The 14,864-nt window shown below is 44.5% G+C and carries 12 protein-coding genes and 2 tRNA genes; 6 read left to right on the forward strand and 8 right to left on the reverse strand.

The features are described 5' to 3' along the window. The first annotated feature begins 43 nt into the window (after positions 1–43). Positions 44–1,318, forward strand: coding sequence for a serine--tRNA ligase (gene serS, locus JOC33_RS05455; RefSeq protein ID WP_205091435.1), 1,275 nt, complete (start codon positions 44–46; stop codon positions 1,316–1,318). Between the two features lie 574 nt (positions 1,319–1,892). Next, positions 1,893–1,985 (forward strand) — tRNA-Ser (locus JOC33_RS05460). 126 nt (positions 1,986–2,111) lie between these two features. Here JOC33_RS05460 and JOC33_RS05465 read toward each other — a convergent pair. Next, positions 2,112–2,795, reverse strand: a complete 684-nt coding sequence (locus tag JOC33_RS05465; protein WP_205091436.1) for a deoxynucleoside kinase — start codon at positions 2,793–2,795, stop codon at positions 2,112–2,114. Further along, positions 2,792–3,433 (reverse strand): deoxynucleoside kinase, encoded by a 642-nt coding sequence (locus tag JOC33_RS05470; protein WP_205091437.1) that lies wholly within the window; start codon positions 3,431–3,433, stop codon positions 2,792–2,794. The genes JOC33_RS05465 and JOC33_RS05470 overlap by 4 nt, the downstream gene beginning before the upstream one ends. A 171-nt stretch (positions 3,434–3,604) precedes the next feature. On the opposite strand from JOC33_RS05470, the gene JOC33_RS05475 reads away from it, so the two are divergent. Further along, positions 3,605–3,677: transfer RNA gene (locus tag JOC33_RS05475), tRNA-Arg, on the forward strand. Positions 3,678–3,859: 182 nt separating this feature from the next. On the opposite strand, the gene JOC33_RS05480 is transcribed toward JOC33_RS05475, so the two are convergent. Together JOC33_RS05480 and JOC33_RS05485 are read right to left on the reverse strand one after the other, a co-directional pair. After that, entirely contained in the window at positions 3,860–4,378 is a 519-nt protein-coding gene (locus tag JOC33_RS05480) for a DUF6241 domain-containing protein (RefSeq protein ID WP_205091438.1), read from the reverse strand. Between the two features lie 452 nt (positions 4,379–4,830). Then, entirely contained in the window at positions 4,831–4,980 is a 150-nt protein-coding gene (locus JOC33_RS05485) for a hypothetical protein (protein ID WP_205091562.1), read from the reverse strand. 172 nt (positions 4,981–5,152) lie between these two features. On the opposite strand from JOC33_RS05485, the gene JOC33_RS05490 reads away from it, so the two are divergent. The 3 genes from JOC33_RS05490 to JOC33_RS05500 all read left to right on the forward strand — a co-directional run bounded on the left by JOC33_RS05490 (position 5,153) and on the right by JOC33_RS05500 (position 8,993). Then, entirely contained in the window at positions 5,153–6,325 is a 1,173-nt protein-coding gene (locus JOC33_RS05490) for a CaiB/BaiF CoA transferase family protein (RefSeq protein ID WP_205091439.1), read from the forward strand. Further along, positions 6,315–7,508 carry an acyl-CoA dehydrogenase family protein gene (locus JOC33_RS05495; protein ID WP_205091440.1) on the forward strand — a complete coding sequence of 398 codons (1,194 nt, stop codon included), beginning with the start codon at positions 6,315–6,317 and terminating at the stop codon, positions 7,506–7,508. Before JOC33_RS05490 ends, JOC33_RS05495 begins: the two co-directional genes overlap by 11 nt. A gap of 72 nt (positions 7,509–7,580) precedes the next feature. Continuing rightward, entirely contained in the window at positions 7,581–8,993 is a 1,413-nt protein-coding gene (locus JOC33_RS05500) for a glycoside hydrolase family 18 protein (RefSeq protein WP_205091441.1), read from the forward strand. Positions 8,994–9,177: 184 nt separating this feature from the next. On the opposite strand, the gene JOC33_RS05505 is transcribed toward JOC33_RS05500, so the two are convergent. From JOC33_RS05505 to JOC33_RS05520, 4 genes are read right to left on the reverse strand one after another with little or no spacing between them, the layout of a single operon-like run. Beyond that, positions 9,178–10,344 (reverse strand): saccharopine dehydrogenase family protein, encoded by a 1,167-nt coding sequence (locus tag JOC33_RS05505; RefSeq protein WP_205091442.1) that lies wholly within the window; start codon positions 10,342–10,344, stop codon positions 9,178–9,180. A gap of 27 nt (positions 10,345–10,371) precedes the next feature. Then, a complete protein-coding gene (locus JOC33_RS05510; RefSeq protein ID WP_205091443.1) occupies positions 10,372–11,871 on the reverse strand; it encodes an aldehyde dehydrogenase family protein in 1,500 nt (499 codons plus the stop codon). A gap of 27 nt (positions 11,872–11,898) precedes the next feature. Next, positions 11,899–13,557 carry a thiamine pyrophosphate-binding protein gene (locus tag JOC33_RS05515; protein ID WP_205091444.1) on the reverse strand — a complete coding sequence of 553 codons (1,659 nt, stop codon included), beginning with the start codon at positions 13,555–13,557 and terminating at the stop codon, positions 11,899–11,901. Then, entirely contained in the window at positions 13,554–14,732 is a 1,179-nt protein-coding gene (locus JOC33_RS05520; RefSeq protein ID WP_205091445.1) for an LL-diaminopimelate aminotransferase, read from the reverse strand. The genes JOC33_RS05515 and JOC33_RS05520 overlap by 4 nt, the downstream gene beginning before the upstream one ends. Between the last annotated feature and the right edge of the window lie 132 nt (positions 14,733–14,864).

Consider the following 14,864-nt stretch of genomic DNA (forward strand, 5'->3'; position numbering starts at 1 on the left):
TTTTATTTTGATAAAAACAACCAATTAAAGGAGGAAGCATGCCATGTTGGACATGAAGTTTTTACGTAACAATTTTGAAGAAGTGAAAAGCAAGCTCCAAAATCGCGGGGAAGACTTGAGTGATCTTGACAAGTTTGGCGACCTCGATAGCAGACGACGTGAACTGATCCTGGAAACAGAAGAGTTGAAAGCAAAGCGGAATGATGTCTCTAAAGAAATTTCTGTATTGAAACGTGAGAAGAAAGACGCGGAACCGATGATCAAAGAAATGCGGGAAGTCGGTGACCAGATCAAGGAATTAGATACCGAATTAAAAACGGTTGAAGAACAGCTGGAAAACCTCTTGCTTTCCATCCCGAATATCCCACACGAAAGTGTACCAGTCGGCGAGGATGAAGACGATAATGTCGAAGTCCGTAAATGGGGTGAACTTCCAGACTTCGGGTTTGATGCAAAAGCCCACTGGGACCTGGCAACAGAGCTTGATATCCTTGATTTTGAGCGGGCATCCAAAGTCACAGGAAGCCGGTTTGTCTTTTACAAAAAACTGGGAGCAAGGCTTGAACGGGCATTGCTGAACTTCATGATGGATCTGCATGCTGATGAGCATGGCTATCAGGAAATGCTGCCTCCCTACATGGTCAATCGTACGTCCATGACAGGCACAGGCCAGCTGCCGAAATTTGCAGAAGATGCTTTCAAAATTGCTGACTGGGATTATTACCTTGCACCGACAGCAGAAGTTCCCGTAACCAACTACCACCGGGAAGAGATCATGGATGCTGCTGATTTACCGGGAAAATATGTCGCATTCAGTGCCTGTTTCCGCTCTGAAGCAGGATCTGCCGGCAGAGATACCCGCGGCTTGATCCGCCAGCATCAGTTCAATAAAGTAGAGCTCGTCCAATTCGTTAAACCGGAAGACTCTTATGATATGTTAGAGGAACTTACAGGCAACGCGGAAAAAGTCCTGCAGCTGTTGAAATTGCCTTACCGGGTTATGAGCATGTGTACCGGTGATCTTGGCTTCACTGCAGCTAAAAAATACGACATTGAAGTCTGGGTGCCAAGCTATGACACATACCGGGAAATCAGCTCCTGCTCTAATTTTGAAGATTTCCAGGCACGACGCGCAGGCATCCGTTTCCGCCGGGAAGCAAACAGTAAGCCGGAATTCGTCCATACGTTGAATGGCTCTGGTCTCGCTATCGGACGTACAGTCGCTGCTATTTTGGAAAACTACCAGCAGGAAGATGGAACAGTGGTCGTCCCAGAAGTCCTAAGACCATATATGGGCGGAAAAGAAATAATCAAGTAATATATGGAGGAGTTGCTTAAATAAATCCTTTATAATCTAAAGTGCTGTTAAAACTTATCGTTGATTCTCACGAACCGCTTACCGGCAGATGCTTGCCGCGGGCACGGCCTCAGCTAACTTAGTCAAGGAGATCGCTTGACCAAGTGGATCTTCAGCTCGTGCTGTTCCCGCAGGCGACACTGCCTCTCGCTCATCGTGGAACCAACATTGATATAACGGTATGTCGTTATTAACGTCAACAGTAACCCATCTAAAAATTCACTTGATATTTTCCCTACACTTAAGACTTTAAAATCAAATAAAAAACGGTCTGTTTGGTCAGAGTAAATCCAAACAGGCCGTTTTTTCAATCATACCTTTTCAGAAACCAACATTATTCAGGGGCACATTTTAAATGTTCGGGAATCTTTGGTCACAATCAGATGAATATTGGCTCTGATATAAATATGCCAACGTAACCTTTTTATATGATTTTTCTTGCTATGCCATAAAATTATCGCAAAATTAATTCTTTTCACATGTCCGTTGACAGCTCGACAAATTTAATGATATATTAATTTTTGTCGGACAAGACGGAGGAGTACCCAAGTCTGGCTGAAGGGAGCGGTCTTGAAAACCGCCAGGGGGTTTACGCCCCGCGGGGGTTCGAATCCCTCCTCCTCCGCCATATATACAAACAAAGCGCATAAATTTGGAGATTATATGAAAAACGAAGGACAATTTGTCCTTCGTTTTTTCTGTTCTTCCTAAAAAAAAGCCGTTACTTTATAAGTAGCGGCTTTAATAACTTCTATTATGTCAAAAGACGGCTTGAACGCCATTTACGGGACTGATTGATGAAGTGTCCAATCTTATCCAAAATTGGCTCCAGGCTGTTTTCATCCTGAACTAGATCATAATCAGCAATGTTGAGACGAAGAACCGGGCAAGCATTGAAATTGTCGATCCAATTTTCATAACGCTGGTACATTTCCTCCCAGTATTCGACAGGAGTCTGCTGTTCCATTGGGCGTCCCCGGCTTTTGATACGGGTAAGAATGTCTTCAAAAGAGCCTTCCAGGTAAATCAATAAATCCGGATGTGGAAAGTATGGGGTCATCACCATGGCATCAAACAAATTGGTGTACGTTTCGTAATCGATTTCTGACATTGTCCCTTTTTCATAATGCATGCGGGCGAATATCCCTGTATCCTCGTAAATGGATCGGTCCTGAATGAAGCCGCCACCGTATTCGAAGATTTTTTTCTGCTCTTTGAAACGTTCTGCCAGGAAATATATCTGCAGATGAAAGCTCCAACGTTCAAAATCATGATAAAACTTGTCCAAATAAGGGTTCGTTTCTACTTTTTCCAGGGAGGTCCGAAATTTAAGGGCATCTGCCAGCGCATGGGTCATCGTTGATTTTCCGACACCGACCGTCCCGGCAATCGTAATGACACTGTCGTGAGGAATGCCGTATCGTTCTCTTACGTTCATTTGATAACTTCTCCTTTACATAGATGCTGTTCGACCTCGCTGAGAATGTCATTAAGGTCCTCCTGGTGTTTTATGAAATCCATGTCATCCCCATTGATGCGGATGACAGGAATCTCCGGGTGGGTCAGTTCAAAGTGATCCATGAATTTTTCATAGTCCCGGGAAAGTTGTTCCAGATAAGATGGCTGAATATTCGCTTCCACTCCACGGTTACGCATGCGAATGCGCTCCAACAGCGTATCCAGGCTGGCGTCGAGATATACCATCATGTTCGGTTTAGGCATATCATGAGTAAGTATGTCGTAGATTTGCGCATATTTTTCAAATTTGTCTTTTTGCAATGTCCTGCGGGCAAAAATCATGTTTTTAGAAATATGGTAATCGGCAACTACCGATTTATTGCATTGTAAGTATTTTTTCTCGATATCCTCGAGCTGTTTGAACCTGTTACAGAGGAAAAACATTTCCGTCTGGAAACTCCATTCCTCTATATCATCATAAAACTTGCCCAAAAAAGGATTCTCTTCGACAATTTCCTGCAGCAGCTGAAAATTGAAATGGGAAGCGATCTTTTTTGACAAGGATGTTTTTCCTACCCCGATCGGGCCTTCCACAGCAATGAAAGGTATTTGTTCCATCTTTCTTCCTCCTTAACCATTCAGAGACAAAATTCGAGACGTTCTGACAGACAGGTTATATTCTACCATACAATTGTAGCAATTTGAGTAGCCAGGCAGATTTTATTAACGGGAAAATCTTTTCAAATCACAGGAAATTTTGTATAATATAGTTTGTGCCTTCATTACATTGCCCCCGTAGCTCAGGGGATAGAGCATCGGTTTCCTAAACCGTGTGCCGCAGGTTCGAATCCTGCCGGGGGCGTTCTTATAATAATTATACGAAAGAAAAAATTGTCTTGTCGCCTAGTCCTTATAGCAAAGGCGGCCTTCGTTTTACTTATACTTTATTCCTTTAACAAAGTTAAACTTTCTTAAAGTGCAAAACAAGCCCACCGTTTCCCTGAAAAGGAACGATGGGCTTTTGTATGATATTCTGGGAATCACTTAATAATTTTTTTCTATATACTCCTGTTCTTCTGCCTCACTTAGTAAACCGGTAGCTTTGCCGATTGTACCTCCTTGTAATTGCCAAATTCGATTATGTGCGTTGACGGCATTGTCAAAGTTTCCTTCATCCCAAGGTTTGAGAATATCCCGATAAACATCTTCGAATTCATAGGTTTCGGTCCCTTCAACAGCAGTGAGGATCGCTAACATCTTATCGATTCGTTCAGGTGTTATCTGCAGTTTTCCCCATTTTTCGTCAGCTTCGACTTTCTGATGGGTCAAATGATGGATCATGGACTGGAATTCGGTCTCTGAAGGGACTTCGGATGGTGTGATCTCCTGGTCTTGTTTCCCTACATTATTCAACATTTCTTCGTGTTTCGCTTCTGTTGCTTCTTCTTCTCCACTTGCTTTTTCTTTATTCGTATTGAAAACTGCCAGGAAAATATAAATGCTCGATGCGATAAGGACTAATCCTATGGCAGTTCCAAATATCCACCAATATGATTTTTTCATTAAAAATCCCCTTTATCAGATTGTTTCCGTACCTTTGTAACACTACATTAACAAATTTGAAAAATTATGTAAATTTAAATGACGCACAATTAGGTAGAGAAAAACGGATTTTTTAGGAAAGTCATGGTTTAAAAAGCGGTCGGTATGGAGTTTTGTGCCATACCGACCGCTTTGTCTTTCACTTTATGGGGTTCTATGCCCTGTCATGTTAGTAAGTACCCTCTTCCTGAAAGCTCTCACTCTTTTAGACTCGCTGTTGAAATTTATAATGCCTCATTGTTAATCCCGCTATAAAGAGGCGGTTACGACAGTGAGAAAAGATCGAGCCGAAGACACTTGGTCAATCTTCTTGATCGATCATAGCTTAAGGCCTTGCCCGCTGCACGTATCCGCCGGCAAGCGATACTCGAAAATCAACTTCCAGTGGTACATGTGGTAATGTGCCTTTTCTCTTAACGATGTGTGTAAGCAATCAAAATCACGGGTTCATTGGAACGGACCTGAAGCTTCTTTTCTAAATCCTGAACTTGTTTCAGCATTTCTTCTGTCAGCATAGCTGTATCATAATCTTCCATCGCTAATAGTTTATCTTCCAGACGCATATTATAACCTCTTTCTGTTCGTTGTACACATAGGGTATGCGTATGTCGTAAAGTTAAACATCCTGTATTTTGGACATGTTAGGGAGCTGGGATTCATACATATAGAACAGCGGGATATGCGATTTTTTTATTAAGCCTCTACGAGGACGAGCCAGAGTGAGGAGGGGCAGTGATGAGCGGAGCTTTGGAAGGAATTAAGATACTTGACCTGTCACGGGTTCTAGCTGGTCCATACTGTACCATGATTCTTGGGGATCTCGGAGCAGAAGTGATTAAAGTGGAAGCTGCAGGCGGCAGCGATGAGACGAGAAAATGGGGACCACCATTTCAAAATGGAGTGAGTGCTTATTATTTATGCGCCAACCGGAATAAAAAAAGCGTCACCATTGACCTGAAATCAGGTGAAGGAAAAAGAAAGATTGAACAGCTGGTTTCATCTTGTGACGTGGTCATCCACAATTTCAAGACAGGAACGATGGAACGGCTGGGATTTGGATATGAGCAATTAAAAAAACAAAATCCCGGTCTTATATTTTGTGGCATCACAGGATATGGGGAAACAGGCCCTTATAAGGATCTCCCTGGATATGACTTTGTTATTCAGGCGATGAGCGGGTTGATGAGTATAACTGGAGACGAGAATTCCGGGCCGCAAAAAGTCGGCGTGGCTATCACTGATATTTTAACGGGATTATATGCCTGTATTGGTATTTTGGCAGCTTTACAGGAGCGTACACAATCAGGATTTGGTCAAAAAGTCGATCTTGCTTTATATGACACAGCAGTCAGCTCGCTTGTTAATATAGCCAGTAATTATTTGATGTCAGGGAAAGTGCCTGAACGGCTAGGAAACCATCATGCGAATATCGTTCCTTACCAGACCTTTCGGACAGAGGACGGCGAAATGGTGATTGCTGTAGGCAATGACCGGCAGTTCCAGCGTTTGTGTGAATTGGCAGGGAAACCAGAATTGTCTGCCGATGAACGCTATCGGACAAATCCTGCCAGGGTAGCAAATCGCTTTGAGCTGAAAAAACAGTTACAAGAAGCGTTTTTACAGAAACCGACAGTTTATTGGAAATCTGTTTGTGATCAGGAAAACATTCCGTGCGGTCCAATTCAGAACCTCAGGGAGCTTGAAAGTGATCCGCAAATGGCAGCAAGAGAGATGTTTCAGGAAATGGATCACCCGACTGCAGGAAAAATAAAGGTGGTTGGCAGCCCTTTAAAGCTTTCTCGGACGCCTGTTGCATATAAATCCCATCCGCCAGATCCAGGAGAGCACGATGAATGGCTAAAAGAATTTTTAACCAAGGAATCAGGAGGGACAAAGGATGAATTTTGATTTTACAGAAGAACAGCTGCTTTTAAGAAAAACTGTCCGAAGTTTTGTCGATAAGGAAATCATGCCATATATACAGGAATGGGATGAACAGGGGAAATTCGATCCAAGTATATATAGCAAATTGGCGGACTTAGGGTTGATGGGAGTATGTATTCCGGAGGTTTATGGGGGAAGCGGAATGGACTATAATTCTCTCGCTATCGTCTGTGAGGAGCTGGAAAGAGGGGACACGGCATTTCGTACAGCTGTATCGGTCCATATCGGTTTGAATTCACTCACCTTACTTCAATGGGGAAATGAATGGCAGAAGCAGAAATACCTTATTCCTCAGGCACAAGGGGAAAGATTAGGTGCTTTCGGTTTGACCGAACCGGGGGCGGGTTCTGATGTAGCAGCATTGCAGACTACTGCCAGAAAAGAGAAAGATTATTACATTCTGAACGGTCAGAAAACCTGGATATCGCTATGCGATACGGCCGATCACTTCCTTGTTTTTGCTTATACCGATAAACAAAAAAAACACCATGGTATTTCCGCCTTTATTGTTGAGAGAAATACACCCGGATTTTCCTCCAAAGCGACCAAAGGAAAGCTCGGCATCCGTTCTGGAAATACAGGAGAGTTGTTTTTTGAAGATATGAAAATATCGGAAAGGAATCTGCTGGGAAAAGAAGGGGACGGTTTTAAAATTGCTATGGCTGCTTTAGACAACGGCCGATTTACTGTAGCCGCCGGGGCCTGCGGACTTATCATGGCATGTCTCGAGTCGAGTGTCGAATATTGTCATGACCGCGAAACCTTCGGAAAGGAGATTGGCCGGCATCAGCTCGTCCAGCAGATGATCGCTAAGATGGAAGCAGGACTGCAGATGAGCAGGCTGCTTGTTTATAGAGCAGGTGAACTGAAAAATCAGGGGAAACGTAACACACGAGAAACCTCGCTAGCCAAATGGCAGGCATGCGATTTTGCCAACCAGGCAGCAGATGATGCAGTCCAAGTACACGGGGCATATGGCTATTCCAATGAATATCCGGTAGAACGTCATTTGAGGAACTCCAAAGCGCCTGTCATCTACGAAGGGACCAGGGAAATCCATACTATAATGCAGGCAGAGTATGTACTTGGTTATCGAAAAGATAAGCCACTTGATCACATGTTACCCGCCTGGCCGTATGAATCTTAATCGATTTTTACCGGAGCCTTCGGTGTGCTCCGGATTTTATATTGGAAATAAAGGATATGGGGGAGAATGTAAATGCTCATTCATGTGGTAGAAAGCGGGGATACATTATGGGGGCTAGCCCAGCATTTTGGGTTAACTGCAGGAGCAATCGCTGATGCGAATGAATTGGAATCCCCGGATCGTTTACTGATCGGTCAGGCACTCATAATTCCTGTCACGGCCAGGCAGCATATAGTTGGTCCAGGTGATACATTGTGGCGTATCGCCCAATATTACCGTGTACCTCTGCCGGCAATCATTCAGGCAAACCAAATTGCTGATCCTGACGTGCTTACAGCAGGGCAAAGTCTGATCATTCCTGCACGTTCCCATACGATTCAGCCAGGTGAAACACTATGGGAAATCGCCAGGCGATACGGTACGACTGTTGCAGAAATTGTAAAGCTGAATGGGATTCAAGATCCTGCGCTCATTTATCCGGGGACTGCCATATCGCTTCCTTTTCCTAAACCGGCTATCGAGGTGAATGCTTATACGATTAATATAGGGGAAACCGGTGCTGAAGATATCCGGGAAGTTGGAGACTTATTAACGTATGCGAGTCCTTTCGCGTATATCATGCGGGAAGACGGTAACTTGAACCCTATTAACGATCAGGCTATTATCGCTGCAGCTTATGAGGAAAGGGTTGCACCGATGATGTGTATTACCAACTTTACCTATCTTGACCCAGGCTCAGACCTTGCCCGGACAATCCTTTCAAGTGTAGATATACAAAATGAATTACTATCTAATATTATAACAACAATGGAAAATAAAGGATATTTAGGTTTGAATATTGATTTTGAAAATGTATATCCGGCAGATCGTGAAAAGTACAATCAATTCCTGCAGCGGGCGGTGGATCGCCTGCATCCATACGGCTATTTTGTTTCTACAGCCCTGGCTCCAAAAACAAGCGCAGCCCAGAAAGGACTGTTATACGAAGCACATGATTACGAAGCGCATGGTAGAATTGTCGATTTTGTCATTTTAATGACCTATGAATGGGGGTACAGGCTCGGACCGCCGCGGGCGATATCTCCTCTGAATGAAATACGGAGAGTTCTTGATTATGCTGTATCTGTCATACCGAGGAATAAGATATTCATGGGATTTCAACTGTATGCCCGTGACTGGGTGATTCCTCATGTGGAAGGGCAGGAAGCAGAGACATTTGACATGCAGAAGGCTGTCCGACGGGCTATCAGCTATGGAGCAGCCATTCAATACGATACAGTTGCTGAATCACCGTTTTATCGTTATGTCGACGAACAGGGTATCCGCCATGAAGTCTGGTTCGAGGATGCGAGAAGTGCGCAGGCAAAATTCGACACTGTTAAAGAGTATGGGCTAAGGGGCGTCAGTTATTGGGTTTTAGGCTATCCATTCCCGCAGAATTGGGTGCTGCTTGAAGAAAACTTCCGTATCAAAAAAATCATCTGACAAGAAAAAAAGGCTGATTCAGGGATAGCGGACCCTGAATCAGCTTCTTTGTTCTGATTGTTGCAGAGATTTTACAAGTTAAACAGGGAAATAACTACCACAAAGAAAAGCCGTGGGGAATTCACTTTTCTCCACGGTTTTTCCCATTATATATGTTTTGATTTAGAACCTGCAGCTGTACCCTTTATTTAAGTATTTCTTTTGTTTGCCGGGATTCATGGATGGTGACACCGCGCTTCGCCATTTCGGCAATATAATTATTTCCCGGGACGATTTGCTCTGGTGGATAGACACCACGTTTGGTAATCGTACCATTTCCAAGCATCTGAGCGACGACTGAAATGGTATTCGCGGTTGCTCGTGCCATGGCTGTTACGTTATTGGTCCGATCCTTGAAGGTAGTCATTTCATAAGAAAATGTTTCTGTCAGACCGTCTTTTTCCCCGGTTACCTTTACGCGAAGCAATACAGCATCATCTTTATCCTTGAGGTCAACGATCGGGTCGAGCACCTTGAGGAATACCTCTCTGGGACTTACATTCCTTCCTTTGATGTCGACGAAATAATCATTACGCGTCAAATTCAAATCGACAAGAAGCTTGAATTTTTCAGCATGGCCTGGATAGCGGATCGTTTTATATTCCAATGTCTCTACTTGTGGAAACGAATGGGATAATGTCGAGGTTCCGCCTGCTGTATGGAACGCTTCTAAGGGTCCGAACCTGTCGAAATATACTTTTTCTATTTCTGATAATGAAGGAATTTCTTGTTTCATTCCATTCCTGATGATCAGCGAGGGGTCGGTGTAATGGTCGAATACCCCTTCCATGGAGAAAACATGGTTATATTCAAATGGCGGTTCAGGCTGGACTGGAATTCCACCAACATACAGCCGGATTGCCTTCAGTTTTTCAAGTTTCCCAGCACCATAGCCTGACAGAATATTGATCATCCCAGGTGCGACTCCTAAATCTGGAATGATGGTGACACCGGCAGCGTTCGCTTTGTCCTTCAGTTTAAGGACACGGTCGGTCATATGGCCGATATGCCCCCCAAGATCAACACTATGGACCCCTGCATCAATTGCTTTTTTGGCGACAATTTCATTAAAGGAATAAAACAAGGCATTGATGATAACATCATAATTGCTGATAAAATCTCCTAATTCCTGCTCGTTCCCAGCATCGAGGCTCGCTGCTGATAAAATCGGGCTGTCGAGCTGTTTCACTACTTTTTCTGCTTTTTCCTTATCAATATCTGCGAGTGTCACTTTGGTGACACCTGGACTTTGACAAAGATCCCGGGCGGCTTCTTTTCCCATCAGTCCAGAACCTAGTACTGCTATTTTCATAGAAAAACCCCCTTACTGCTGATCAAATTATTCCGTATCAATTTGTGCCCGCTGAAGTCTTCCGCTGAAATCAACATAAATGCTTCTCCACTCTGTGAATACGTCCAATGCAGCCAGGCCGGAATCTCGGTGGCCATTACCTGTACCCTTCGTCCCTCCGAATGGCAGATGGATTTCCGCGCCGGTCGTACCTGCATTGACATATACGATTCCTGTATCCAAGTCACGCTGGGCCGTGAACACCTGATTGATGTTTTGCGTGAAAATGGAGCTGGATAAACCGAAAGTTACGTTATTGTTCACGTCAATCGCTTCTTCAAGACTGCTCACTTCTATTAAAGAAACGACTGGGCCGAAAATTTCTTCTTTAGCAATTCGCATATCTGGACGCACATCTGTAAATAGGGTTGGAGCATAGTAGTGACCGGAAGAGTATTTATCTTCATTTAGAACATATCCGCCAGCAAGAAGGGTAGCGCCTTCCTGTCTGCCGATATGGACGTAGCGATCTACTTTTTCCAGTGCCTTCTCATTGATGATCGGGCCGACTTTCACACTTTCATCAAGTCCATTGCCGATGGTAAGCTGCTCCATGGCAAGCAGCAGCCGCTCGGTAAGTTCCTCTTTGACATCTTCATGGACGATGACACGGCTGCATGCAGTGCACCTTTGACCGCTTGTCCCAAAAGCACTCCATAATATCCCTTCGACAGCAAGGGATAAATCCGCGTCATCCATGACGATTACAGCATTTTTACCGCCCATTTCGAGCGAAACTTTCTTCAATTTCATGCCGCATTTACTTGCGATGACCCGGCCAGTATCATTGGATCCGGTAAAGGATATGACCCTGATATCATCGTGGTCAATCATGGCTTCCCCGACTTCTGCTCCTGATCCGAAGACAACATTCACAACTCCTGCCGGTAAGCCCGCTTCTTCAAATATTTTCGCAAGTTCATAAGCCATCAACGGTGTTTCCGTAGCAGGTTTCCAGATGACACTGTTACCAGCCACAATAGCAGGGAATGACTTCCAGGTTGCAATAGCTATCGGGAAATTCCATGGTGTAATAATTCCGACTACACCGACGGGCGCCCGGGTGCTCATGGCGAATTTGTTTTTCAGCTCGGAAGGAGTAGTTTGTCCAAAAAGGCGGCGTCCTTCTCCGGCCATATAGTAGGCCATATCGATTCCTTCCTGCACTTCCCCCCGGGCTTCTTCAATGACTTTGCCATTTTCCATAGTAAGTATGCTTGCCAGTTTTTCTTTCCGTTCCTTCATGAGGGAACCTACCCGGAACAAGAGTTCCGCTCGTTGTGGTGCCGGAACCAAAGCCCATTCTTTTTGGGCTTTCTTTGCGGCTGTCACTGCTGCGAGGACATCTTTTTCTCCTGATAGCGGTACACTTGTAATCGTTTTTCCTGTTGCAGGATTACGTACAGGGGTGTAATCGTTTTTAACTGGCAGCACCCATTCTCCATCAATATAATTCACCAGGCGCTTTTCAATATTAGGGTTTTCCATGGTTTGTGTAACCTCCTTATTTGAATTTCATCGGGTCCGTAATTGTGTAATCGTGCGTGAGATAGTGATCTGCTCTTTATCCATTGGCACTTCAATCACTGTTGGCCTATTATTTTTAAGTGCCTTATTAAAGACATATTTAAAATCCGCCATACTATTCACGAAAAAACCATCAGCTCCCATGCTTTTCGCTAATTGGGAAAATTGGACAGTGCCTAATTCCGTGCCGGATATTCTATTCGGAAAATGAATTTCCTGATGCATGCGAATAGTGCCATACATTTGATTATTAAAAACGATGCTGATTATGGGGATTTGATAACGAACGGCAGTCTCTAATTCCTGTATGGTCATCATGAATCCGCCGTCACCGGATAAAGAAACGACTGTTTTACCAGGAAAAGCAAGCTTGGCACCGAGTGCAGCAGGCATACCATACCCCATCGCGCCTGAAGTCGGACCGATATATGTTCTCTTTTTTCTAAATTGATAAAACGTATGGAGCCAGCTTGCAAAATTACCGGCATCATTGGTGAGTATGGCATCCTCCGGCAGTGCTTTTTGGAGATGAGCCATCACTTGGCTGTTGTCAATCAGCTCCTGGTCAACTTTCAGTTCAAGGTGGGAGGCTTTTTCGTAATGCCTTCGCCGTGTATTCGCCCAGTCTCGTGAGTATGATGGCAGTTCCAATTTTAAAAGAGCGGATAGGGCTGCCTTCATATCGGCAACGATACCGATCTCAGGCGGAAAAACACTTCCTAGAATAGAAGCATCAATATCAATATGGATGAGCGTTTGCTTATTAGAGATGATAGAGTAATCTTGTGTCGTCACTTCTGACAGTCTCGTTCCAAGGGCTATAATGGCATCTGCCTGTCGAACGGTTTCCAGTACCTCAGCATTTGTTCCCAGCCCCAAATGTCCGACATATAATTCATGGTTATTTGGGAAAACATCGTGTCTCCGAAAGGCTGCCATTACAGGTATTTGATATTTTTCAGCAAAAGCGAGGAGCTCATCCTCGGCATAGGCACTCTTGATTCCGCCTCCCGCGATAATAAGCGGACGTTTACCCTCTTGAAGACATGCTGCCACAGAATTGATCTCCTGATGTGATGGGGAAGGGGCCGGTCTGTTTACCGGGTTACTGAATACTAGATGGGCCTCTTGTTTCAACATATCTTCCGGCAAGGAAACGATGACTGGACCGGGGCGTCCTGATTGGGCAATCCGAAAAGCACGCTGCACTAATTCAGGTACACGGCTGGCGTGGGTGATCTCAACAGACCATTTTGCAATCGGCTTGAAAAATTGCACCAGATCCACTTCCTGGAAGCCTTCCCTGCCAAGGAAATGACTATCTACTTGTCCTAAAAAGACAACCATCGGTGTTGAATCCTGAAAGGCGGTATGCACGCCGATCGACAGGTTAGCTGCACCAACACCTCTGGTTGCCATAACAACACCTGGCTTTCTGGTCGCTTTGGCGTAACCTTCAGCCATGAAAGACGCTCCGCTTTCATGCCTTGTAGAAATGAGATCGATGCTGTTTGTTTCATAAATGGCATCTAACACAGGGAGATAACTTTCCCCAGGCACACAAAAAACCTTTGAAATGCCTTCTATTTCAAGACTGTGCACAATACCTTCTGCGCCTGTCATTGTTGCCTGCCTAATAATACTCATGATTTACTCCCCCCTGGCTGCACTGCCTTCATTCGGTCAGCAGCCTCCTTCAGCCGATTGGTTTCAACAGAGAGTGAAATTCGGAAATAGCCTTCTCCAGAGGGTCCGAATGCGTTACCAGGAGTGATGATGACTCCGGCTTCTTCCAGCACTTTTTCCGCAAAGCCTGCGGAGGTGAATCCGGCGGGAACGGGAGCCCAAATAAAAAATGTACCTTTAGGTTTTTGGACGGTAACACCAATTTCATTTAATGCCTCAAGCATAATCGCCATGCGCGCGTCATAGATGGTAATGTTCTCTTCTACCGCTGAAAAATCACTGTACAACGCTTCAGCACCTGCTTTTTGTATCGGAAGGAACTGACTGGTGTCGGTGTTGCTTTTAAAAATGGAAAGCGCTTTGATCAAATCTTTGTTTCCGACAGCGTAGCCGATCCGCCATCCTGTCATGTTGAAGGTTTTGGATAACGAACCGAATTCAACGACTTGTTTGGCTGCCCCGGGAATTTGCAGGGCACTCGGTGCCTTGTAGCCGTTGAATGTCAGGGAGCTGTAAGCAGCATCGTGAATCATGGCAAGGTTATATTTTTCTGCAAATGCAACAGACTCTTCAAAAATATCAAGGTCTGCAGTGGCGGCTGTCGGGTTACTTGGATAGTTCAGGATCATCAACGTGGCATCTTTGCGAACGCCTTCCGGAACGTTGTCAAAATCAGGCCGGTAATTTTTTTCGGGATCCAGCTTCAGAAATTCTGCTTTACCACCAGCCAGATGGACAGCAGACTGGTAAACAGGATAGCCAGGATCCGGTATGAGAGCTGTATCCCCTGGATTCATAACAGCAGATATCATATGGGCAATGCCTTCTTTTGAGCCAATCAGAGCCAGGATTTCTGTATCAGGATCCAGAGCAATGTCATAGTTTTTTTGGTAATAATGTGCGACAGCCTGGCGAAATTCTAAACAGCCGGTATAGGGGGAATAAACATGATTGGCAGGTATCCGGACTTCCCGGACAAGTCGATCTATAATGAATGAAGGAGTCGGTAAATCTGGCGCACCTATTCCTAAGTCGATAACATCGACGCCTTGTGCTTCTAAATCTCGTTTCTTTTTTTGGAAGATAGAAAATAAATACGGTGGTAAACTGCTGATCCGGTCAGATATTGGCGGCACCCCATCCTCCCCTTTCTATTTGAAATATAGTTCATTATATGAGCGTGATGGACAGGTTTATGTTTTATTTTCGGATTTCTATCGATAACCTGTGGATGGTAATGTTGGAAAATATTTAGTAATGATAGGGCG

The sequence above is a fragment of the Thalassobacillus pellis genome, from assembly GCF_016908295.1.
Lineage (GTDB): Bacteria > Bacillota > Bacilli > Bacillales > Halobacillaceae > Thalassobacillus > Thalassobacillus pellis.

Coding starts and splice junctions, on each gene's coding strand:
- JOC33_RS05480 (WP_205091438.1), bottom strand. CDS start 4,378: ATGAAAAAATCATATTGGTGGATATTTGGAACTGCCATAGGATTAGTC.
- JOC33_RS05490 (WP_205091439.1), top strand. CDS start 5,153: ATGAGCGGAGCTTTGGAAGGAATTAAGATACTTGACCTGTCACGGGTT.
- JOC33_RS05515 (WP_205091444.1), bottom strand. CDS start 13,557: ATGAGTATTATTAGGCAGGCAACAATGACAGGCGCAGAAGGTATTGTG.
- JOC33_RS05485 (WP_205091562.1), bottom strand. CDS start 4,980: ATGCGTCTGGAAGATAAACTATTAGCGATGGAAGATTATGATACAGCT.
- JOC33_RS05500 (WP_205091441.1), top strand. CDS start 7,581: ATGCTCATTCATGTGGTAGAAAGCGGGGATACATTATGGGGGCTAGCC.
- serS (WP_205091435.1), top strand. CDS start 44: ATGTTGGACATGAAGTTTTTACGTAACAATTTTGAAGAAGTGAAAAGC.
- JOC33_RS05465 (WP_205091436.1), bottom strand. CDS start 2,795: ATGAACGTAAGAGAACGATACGGCATTCCTCACGACAGTGTCATTACG.
- JOC33_RS05495 (WP_205091440.1), top strand. CDS start 6,315: ATGAATTTTGATTTTACAGAAGAACAGCTGCTTTTAAGAAAAACTGTC.
- JOC33_RS05505 (WP_205091442.1), bottom strand. CDS start 10,344: ATGAAAATAGCAGTACTAGGTTCTGGACTGATGGGAAAAGAAGCCGCC.
- JOC33_RS05470 (WP_205091437.1), bottom strand. CDS start 3,433: ATGGAACAAATACCTTTCATTGCTGTGGAAGGCCCGATCGGGGTAGGA.
- JOC33_RS05510 (WP_205091443.1), bottom strand. CDS start 11,871: ATGGAAAACCCTAATATTGAAAAGCGCCTGGTGAATTATATTGATGGA.